This is a genomic window from Limnospira sp. (genome assembly GCF_051859755.1).
Lineage (GTDB): Bacteria > Cyanobacteriota > Cyanobacteriia > Cyanobacteriales > Microcoleaceae > Limnospira > Limnospira fusiformis.
Window position 1 is genome coordinate 1 of sequence record NZ_JBIMLI010000180.1, and the last position, 7836, is coordinate 7836.

The following is a 7836-nucleotide window of genomic DNA, read 5'->3' on the forward strand; positions in this document are numbered from 1 at the left end:
TACCTTAACGGGTAATAGTGCTATCGTCGCATTGTCAGGCAATAGCCGGATAAATGTCGCGTAAATGTATCAGATATATATTCCGGTGCGTCAGAGTTACCAGTGTTTCTGGTGACCCAAAAGCTCCTGGGTCTGACGCTACCTTACTATTTTCTATGTGGGGGATATCTTTAATCTATGACTGACAGCTTTTTTCAGAATAAACAATCGTTTTTTGACCGCTGGGCTCCTTTTTATGATTTCCTGCTGACCACGGTTTTCTATCAGGCTGTACATAAGCGTTTATTGGAGTTTGCGGAGTTTCCTAATTCCGCTAATATTCTTGATATTGGCTGTGGTACAGGACGACTGCTACAGCGTTTGGCTAAACAGTTTCCTGACCTTCAGGGGACGGGGTTGGACTTATCTCCTCAAATGATTAAAGAGGCGAAAAACCAAAATGTCTATGGCGATCGCCTACAGTTTCTACAGGGGAATGTTGAGGCTTTACCTTTTCCTGAGTCGAGTTTTGATGCCGTTTTTTGTACTATCAGTTTTCTCCATTATCCTCACCCTGAATTCGTCCTAGCAGAAATTAAACGGGTTTTGCGATCGCAGGGAGTTTTTTATCTGGCTGATTATACCGTTAATGATTGGACTGAATATCGAGAGGTTGCTGTCTCTCCTGGTAAGTTGCGGTGGTACAGCCGCAAAAAAAGGGAACAGTTGGCTAATTCTGCGGGTTTGTCTTGTTTGGGTCATCACTATTTAATCGGTCCGGTTCTCCTCACTAAGTTTGTTAATTATTAACCAATGAACTGCCTCTTATTTTCACTTCCTCTCCGTCCGGGATAGGCTGCGGAAAGCGGTTATGCACATAATCGCCTTTTTGTCAATAGGTAGAAAATTGGCCGTCCCCTTTTTCCCAAAAACTCGTGCATCGCCAGCTTAATTTTTTACTCAGAGAATAACTTTAAGCGCCATATAATCAGGGTTGTAGCCTTTTTTTTGGCATATAGACACAGCAACCCCTTGGGTGCGATTTATTTGAGTGTATCACAACCCCCATAATCTCGTCAACTATTTGCGAGCAATTAGCAATAAAATCGTAATAAATCTTAACAATCTTTGTGATATTAAATTCATCTGGCGGTATAAATTAGTTAAACTTATGTTTTTGGGGGTGATCATGGCTGTTGGGGGTTAATAACCAAACCTAGGAGAATATCGCCTAAACTTGCGCGGGGGAAACCCGGTGATGATCAGGTTCAAAAGCCGGAAGATGCCAATATTCTGGTTTAAAATCTTCTAGGGAAGTCAGGACTTGATCAGCTTGTTGATAGGCGCTGTAGTCCATTTCTGGCGGTGGAATAGCCACCACATACATTCCCGCTTGTCGCGCAGCCATTACCCCAGCGAGGGAGTCTTCAAACACTAGGCAATTTTCAGGTTTAGCACCTAGTCGTTTAGCCGCAATTAAGAATATATCTGGTGCGGGTTTTCCTCTGGTTAATTCCGGGTCATCTCCTCTGACAATACAGCGGAATAGGGAAAACCAGGCTTGATGGGGTTGGGTTTTGGCGGTAAAGGGTCTGGTAGCAGAACTGGTGGCGACGGCTTGGGGGATATTGTGGTTAGCGAGGTGATGGGTAAGCCGAACTATTCCGGGTAGGGGGGGAACTTGGGGATAGTATTGATAGATAATTGCGTCTTTTTCCTGCAAAAATGCTTCGGGGGTTAGGGGTAATTGCAGGGTTTCTACAATTAAGGCGGCGGAGTCTTTAGACTTACGACCACAAAGTTGATATTGTAGGGTTCTGTCAATGGTTTTACCATAACGGTTAGCGATCGCCTGATTTACTTGAGCATGGAGAGGCTCAGTATCTAATAGTATACCGTCAAGATCATAAATAACGTGGGTGATCGCCATAACCAATAAGGTAGGAATTACTTGGAGTTTTGGGCTAGTTAGGTGTTATTTAACTACGGAAACTAGGGAGACATAAGCCTTGTCTGTCCTAGTTATGGTGTTTGATGTTGGGTGGAGACACCCCCCCGTAAATGGGGGGGGAGGTAGGTAGGTGTTCAGTGACAATTAGCGAACTACACCATGACTGGGTTCTACATTAATGGGTTTGAGTAGGTACAGGTTTAAGAACTGCCAACCATTAGAGATGTAGTGGGGTAGTTTTTGGAAGAACTTGACGAAACCAGGTGCGTTAGAATTAGCGATCGCACTAAGTTTTTCATTAGTCTTCACGCACTCATCAAGACGTTGGTAGAAACTGGGGTGATTGACATTAAGGATAATGGGGAACACCCGACCAGCAGTTTCGTTAGTTTTTTCGATTACTTCGATGTCATAATCGCGAGCATTCAAGCCAATAGCCGCATAGAAGTCCGCACGCTGTAGGTCATTTAGATACATAGTCGCGAACACAGATAGCAGGAAGAAGCGACACCATAGGCGAGCTTTCCAGTCGTTCAACAGGCTAGGCTGAGACTTGAGTATCGCATCAAAGAAATCACCGTGGCGGTTTTCATCCTGACACCAGTTTTCAAAGAAACGGAAAATCGGGTAAATCCGATCTTCTGGATGAGCTTCTAAATGGCGATAGATTTTGATGTAACGCCAGTAACCAATCTTCTCAGAAAGATAGGTAGCGTAGAAGATAAACTTGGGTTTAAAGAAGGTGTACTTCCGGCTTTTGGTGAGAAAACCCAGATCCAGAGATAAGTTAAAATCGGACAGAGCTTTGTTAAGGAAACCGGCATGGCGTGCTTCATCTCGTGACATGAGCAAGAAGCATTCAGCCAAGACAGGGCTTTTTTCTTTAAGGCGACGGCTGAGTTCTTTGTAAAGCAGGAAGCCAGAAAATTCGGCGGTGCAGGAACGCTCTAAAAACTCTACAAAAACCTTGCGAGTTTCGCCATCAATGTGGTCCCAGGACTGTTCAAACTCTTCGTCACGGACAAAGTGATGACGGTTGTAGTCAACCCGGAACTCTTCCAAGATCGCCCTGATTTCCTCTTCATTAGCAGAGATGTCCATTTTTTCCATCTCTTCAAAATCTGTGGTGTAGAACCGAGGTGTCAGGATGGTTTCCTTAGCTGGAACCTTAACCCCAGGACGTATCTCTTCAAATGTGGGTTTTTTCAGGGAATCTACCATAATGCTCGTGTTTTATTAATTATTGCAAGGGACTTGGTGTGGGCGATGGGCTACTATGGGCTGAACATCGCCCTTTAGTTAAAATGACCAACCCGCTTGGGGCTGCAATCAAAAGCGTTTAATATGCAACGCATTCCAGTCTAGCAAGTAATGGTGTCGCCTGCATAGTCAATTCGGTTAAGAATTGCTACACCTACTGCTGTTCAGCAAAGATATTTCAGATGTGCGATCATGGTTATAGTCCCTTGATGTCAGGACTTGGAGGTTATCGTGAAAAAAATTACCACGAGTTATATACTATGGGCGATCGGCTTGATTACTCCCATCAGTGGTTTACATCGCCTGTACAATGGCCAGATTGTCACCGGTGTAATTTGGATGTGTACTTTGGGACTGTTCAAAGTTGGCCAGTTGGTGGATGTATTTTTGATTCCCAGTATGGTGGAGGAATATAATGCTAAAGCACAGGCCAGGCTGGGAGTTGCGCCGGACGGTTCCCCACTTCCCGAAAGTAACCCAGTGACCTTAATTGTGACTGGAGACTTGCAGGAACGTCTGCGAATGAGATTACTACAGGCAGCGGCGGCGCGGGGTGGTAAACTGTCAGTTACTCAGGGAGTCATGGCAACCGGCGCGGACTTTGAACGGGTGGAAAATGTTTTAAATGATATGTTCAAAAGGGGTTATGTGAGTATTACCAACGACCCTGATTCTGGTATTGTGATTTATGATTTCCACGAGTTATAAATATGTACGGAGTTCGCAGCGCTTTTCTGGATTTTATTGATGATCCGTTTGTGGTGTCTCCCACGGAAAGCTATCGCTATCTTGAGGATGGGTTATTAATTGTTGAGGATGGCAAAATTAAGGCTTTCGGTTCCTATGACCATATCCGAACCGATTATCCTGAAATTGAGATTATCGACTATAGCCAAAGGTTGATCATCCCTGGTTTTGTTGATACTCATGTTCACTATCCACAAACGGAGATTATTGCTTCCTATGGGGAACAGCTTTTGCAGTGGTTAGAAAAATATGCTTTTCCCGGTGAGGAAAGGTTCAAAGACCCATTACACGCTCGCGAGGTCGCCGGGTTCTTTTTTGATGAGTTGGCGCGGAATGGCACGACTACAGCGGTGGTAATGACAACGGTTTTCCCAGAGTCAACCCGGGTATTTTTTGAGGAAGCACAAAGTCGTAATATTCGGGCGATCGCTGGTCAGGTGATGATGGACAGAAATGCACCTGAGTCCCTATTGGATAACCCGGAAACTGCCTACCACAATAATAAAGATTTGATTAAAGAATGGCATAATCGCGGTCGGTTGTGCTATACAATTACTCCGAGGTTTGCGATAACTTCGACCCCAGAACAGTTGGAAGTAGCCGGACAACTAAAACGAGAATTTCCTGATGTGTATGTTCATACTCATTTATCAGAAAATCAAGAAGAATTAGTGACGGTTTCCCAATTGTTTCCTGAGTGTAAAGATTATTTGGAGGTATACGAAAAAGCGGGTTTAGTAGGCGATCGCTCAATTTTTGCCCACGGCATTTATTTAAGCAATTCCGAGTTTAAACGTTTGTCCGAAGCGGGTTCAGCCATAGCTTTCTGTCCGACTTCCAATATGTTCATTGGTAGTGGATTATTTAATCTGAAAGAGGCGAAATCACCCGCGCACCCCATAGCGGTAGGTTTAGCCAGTGATGTGGGTGCGGGAACCAGTTTTTCCATGCTAAAAACCATGTCCGCCGCCTATAAAGTCACCCAGCTACAAAAGCAAACTCTGTCACCATTGCCAGCATTTTATTTAGCTACCCTAGGGGGTGCTAAAGCCATTCATTTAGACTCATATATCGGCAACTTTCAAATAGGGAAAGAATCCGATTTTATTGTATTAAATTGGCAAGCCACACCATTAATGGCATTCCGCCACCCTCAGCATAGCATAGAATCAGTGGAAAAACTCAACGAAATCCTATTTTCTCTGATGATTTTAGGGGACGATCGCAGCATTGATGCTACCTATATTGGGGGGAACCTAGCCTATCGCAAGCCTGATTATATGACCTGGTAAAATTGTCAAATTATGGAACATTTAATTGTTTTCACCCGTTACCCAGAACCCGGTCAAACCAAAACGCGACTAATTCCCGCGCTGGGTATTGAAGGCGCGGCGAAACTACATCGCCAAATGACCGAAAAAGCGATCGCCACAGTGGACAAACTCCAGGAATTGCGTCCCATTTCCACAGAAATTAAATTCACAGGAACTACCCTAAGTCAAATGCAAGATTGGTTAGGGTCGGATCTGTGTTATAATCCTCAAGTAGGGGGGAATTTAGGCGAGAGAATGTCCGAAGCATTCCAGTCAGCATTTAACCGTAAATATAGGTCGGTAGTGATGATTGGAAGCGACTGTCCAGCCATCACTTCCCATATCCTTAGTCAAGCCTTCCAGCTACTCCAGCAGTTTGATATAGTCCTGGGACCCGCGACGGACGGAGGATATTATTTAATCGGACTATCAAGGTTTATCCCCGAAATATTTGAGGGAGTGAATTGGGGAACCGAATTAGTCTGGAAACAAACAATTTCTATCTGTCATCATCTTAACATAGCGGTTGCTAATTTAACCATTTTGACTGATATTGACAGACCAGAAGACTTAGAAAAACTCACAGATCCCATATCGGAAATTATCTAAAATCATCAGATCAGGGAATAACTGTGAGTCCAGTCTATTGGCTACTGTTCAATATAGCCTGTATCCTGCAAAAACCGTGTTACATCTGCTAATAAATCGGATATATTTCTATCCTCAAAAAGCGATCGCACTTTTCGCCACCCCAACTCTCCCTGACCGAGGGAATATTGATTAGCCATATAAGCGGCGATGACCCCGCGAACATCCTGATTTTGGCGGTGTCGTTGTTCAATATCTCGCCAAATGCGATCGAGGTGAAGGGTCACAAATTCTGGATAATTAACAGTGACATTTTGAAATTGTCCAGCGCGATATTCCCAAATTGTCAGAGGGACCTGTGATTGAGATTGTAGATTAAATTCCCGCGCAAATCGGTAATCATACCCCACAAATCTGGGTAAGCCATCATCAGTAATTTCGGTTAAATCATAGTGCCAAATACCCCAACTTTTAGGAATAATACCATATTGCTTGGCTAAGGGTCTATAATGGTAAATCAGCGAGTAATAACCGCCACTTTGGAGGTCTACAATTAACTCAGGTTCCCTATCTCCATTTAAATCGATGGTGCGGACATCTAAAACCCTGATGGTATCTAAGTTACTTGATATCAAATTATTGAGGATATCTTCTGGTATATTATCATCTAAAACAACCTCTCCGCGCCGCGTCATTTTCAATCTAAATTTAGGGCTAGGGCGAGGGTTAAAATCAAATTCTGCCAGCAAATTATCAAATTCAATAGTTTTGTTAATTGGTTCTTGTGGTGGCAATGCTTGGGCTGGTGGTTGAAAAACTTGGCTTTCAGTAGGTGGAGAATCGGGGATTTTTTGGGGTGGTTCTGATGAAGTTTCGGCAGGTTTATTGAGGGAAATATCAGCGGGACTTGATGGAGTTTCGGCGGGTTCGGACTCGGTAACTGCTTGGGTTTCTGGGGTGGTCAGTGGCATTTTTGCGAAGGGTTGATCATCCACAGAAATGCGGGCAATATACTGAGCAGGCACTAAGGCACTTTCATCAAAGTTAGTGATAGCCTGACAGATAAATGTAGCGACATCAGCCCTAGTCGCCGGACGGTTAGGCTGCAATTGTCTAACATTAGGATAGTTAACGACTAACCAATTTTCAGTGGCGGCGGCGATCGCCTCTTTAGCATAATCAGGAATGGTGGCGCTATCGATAAAAACATCTCCCAATTGTTCAGGAGACAACTGCTGGGGCTTAAATCCTAAACCATTGCTAATAGCCACCAGGGCTTGTACCCTAGGAATATTAACCAGAGGATTAAAAACACTACCGATATATCCTGATAAAAACCCTTTTTGACTAGCCAGACTAATGGCATCATAAGCCCAAAAATCTGTGGGAATATCGACAAAATTCTGGCGGCGGCGGGTGGGTTGTACTCTCGGAAATGCTTGATTAACTAGGGCGGCGAATTCAGCGCGGGTAATGGGGTTATTAGGGCGGAAGGTGTTGTCACTGTAGCCGGTAATAATTTGGCGATCGGCTAATTCCTTAATACAAGGCTGCGCCCAATGGTTTTGGACATCTGTAAAACCAGCCTCCCCGACAGGGAAAGCTGGGTTAGTTTGGGATGGGTGGGTTATCAAAACTGCGATCGCTGCGACTAAGGTAAGTATGATATGCCATCGATTGGTTTTCATAATTCGTTGTTTGTTGCGTCTCTCACACCATTTACTTACCCTATTTTGTCTAACAATTGGCCGTTTGTGTGCAAAATTTTAACTTTCCGTGTTTTCGGGTATCCAACCTAACAGCAAGTAGATGCAGCCTAAATAAAACACCGCTGGGATTAACATTCTCAGCCAGTCGAAATCAGCCATGATCATATTTCTCCTTGTTGACCCTAAGTTATTTTGTTACTACGGTTGAAGAACTGATACATTTACGCGACATTTTTCCGGTTGTTCCCGGACAATGCGACGATAGCACTATTACCGGTTAAGGTAACAG

At 44.0% G+C, this 7836-nt stretch carries 7 protein-coding genes and 1 pseudogene; 4 read left to right on the forward strand and 4 right to left on the reverse strand.

Translation table 11 applies throughout. The annotated features are described in order from the left end of the window. Positions 1–177 precede the first annotated feature (177 nt). On the forward strand, positions 178–789 hold the full coding sequence (locus ACTIE0_RS21495) for a class I SAM-dependent methyltransferase (RefSeq protein WP_006624402.1): 612 nt from the start codon (positions 178–180) through the stop codon (positions 787–789). A gap of 421 nt (positions 790–1210) precedes the next feature. Here the strand turns inward: ACTIE0_RS21495 and ACTIE0_RS21500 are convergent, their stop codons facing one another. Both ACTIE0_RS21500 and acsF read right to left on the reverse strand, forming a co-directional pair. Beyond that, positions 1211–1909: an HAD-IA family hydrolase gene (locus ACTIE0_RS21500; RefSeq protein ID WP_006624403.1), complete on the reverse strand. Its 699-nt coding sequence runs from the start codon at positions 1907–1909 to the stop codon at positions 1211–1213. A gap of 165 nt (positions 1910–2074) precedes the next feature. Next, a complete protein-coding gene (acsF, locus tag ACTIE0_RS21505) occupies positions 2075–3151 on the reverse strand; it encodes a magnesium-protoporphyrin IX monomethyl ester (oxidative) cyclase (protein ID WP_006624404.1) in 1077 nt (358 codons plus the stop codon). A 270-nt stretch (positions 3152–3421) separates the two neighbouring features. Here acsF and ACTIE0_RS21510 point away from each other — a divergent pair, with 270 nt between their 5' ends. The 3 genes from ACTIE0_RS21510 to ACTIE0_RS21520 are packed head-to-tail and all read left to right on the forward strand — an operon-like array spanning position 3422 to position 5859. Then, positions 3422–3898 (forward strand): NINE protein, encoded by a 477-nt coding sequence (locus ACTIE0_RS21510; protein WP_006668688.1) that lies wholly within the window; start codon positions 3422–3424, stop codon positions 3896–3898. Positions 3899–3900: 2 nt separating this feature from the next. Then, positions 3901–5229, forward strand: coding sequence for a guanine deaminase (gene guaD, locus ACTIE0_RS21515; protein ID WP_006624406.1), 1329 nt, complete (start codon positions 3901–3903; stop codon positions 5227–5229). A gap of 12 nt (positions 5230–5241) precedes the next feature. Further along, complete coding sequence (locus ACTIE0_RS21520; protein ID WP_006668689.1) at positions 5242–5859, forward strand: TIGR04282 family arsenosugar biosynthesis glycosyltransferase; 618 nt, start codon at positions 5242–5244, stop codon at positions 5857–5859. Between the two features lie 41 nt (positions 5860–5900). On the opposite strand, the gene ACTIE0_RS21525 is transcribed toward ACTIE0_RS21520, so the two are convergent. Next, positions 5901–7526: an S-layer homology domain-containing protein gene (locus tag ACTIE0_RS21525; protein ID WP_006668690.1), complete on the reverse strand. Its 1626-nt coding sequence runs from the start codon at positions 7524–7526 to the stop codon at positions 5901–5903. A 242-nt stretch (positions 7527–7768) separates the two neighbouring features. Further along, positions 7769–7836 (reverse strand): annotated as a pseudogene (locus ACTIE0_RS21530) (zinc ribbon domain-containing protein); the annotation flags it as partial.

What these genes read in the sequence shown, in the direction of transcription:
- ACTIE0_RS21495 (WP_006624402.1), top strand. Translation starts at nt 178, where the DNA reads ATGACTGACAGCTTTTTTCAGAATAAACAATCGTTTTTTGACCGCTGG.
- ACTIE0_RS21520 (WP_006668689.1), top strand. Translation starts at nt 5,242, where the DNA reads ATGGAACATTTAATTGTTTTCACCCGTTACCCAGAACCCGGTCAAACC.
- ACTIE0_RS21525 (WP_006668690.1), bottom strand. Translation starts at nt 7,526, where the DNA reads ATGAAAACCAATCGATGGCATATCATACTTACCTTAGTCGCAGCGATC.
- acsF (WP_006624404.1), bottom strand. Translation starts at nt 3,151, where the DNA reads ATGGTAGATTCCCTGAAAAAACCCACATTTGAAGAGATACGTCCTGGG.
- ACTIE0_RS21500 (WP_006624403.1), bottom strand. Translation starts at nt 1,909, where the DNA reads ATGGCGATCACCCACGTTATTTATGATCTTGACGGTATACTATTAGAT.
- guaD (WP_006624406.1), top strand. Translation starts at nt 3,901, where the DNA reads ATGTACGGAGTTCGCAGCGCTTTTCTGGATTTTATTGATGATCCGTTT.